At 40.3% G+C, this 345-nt stretch carries 1 pseudogene; it reads left to right on the forward strand.

The window, feature by feature from the left end:
- Positions 1-302 (forward strand): annotated as a pseudogene (locus tag HC175_RS21505) (DNA polymerase III subunit delta'); the annotation flags it as partial.
- Between the last annotated feature and the right edge of the window lie 43 nt (positions 303-345).

Raw genomic sequence — 345 nt, forward strand, 5'->3', positions numbered from 1 at the left:
CATGGAGTGAAATGATCGCCGGTACGGGCAGGGAATCTCAAAAGAAGTTCCTGTTATATTGTATGGATTTCTTCAGGCAGGCGCTCATGTATAATTACAAAGCAAGAGATCTTGTGTTTCTGGAGCCGCAAACCAAAGGCTTTAAACTCGAAAAATTTGCGCCTTTTATAACCGGAAATAATATTACCGGAATCACCCGGGAACTCGAAGATGCTGTCTACCATATAGAACGCAATGGAAACGCTAAGATCATTCTTACAGACCTGTCAATAAAACTAACCCGACTCATTCATAAAAATTAGCTCTTATGGAAAATTTTGTGCTTAACCTGCCGGTATACTTGAT

This window comes from Salinimicrobium oceani, from assembly GCF_012037645.1.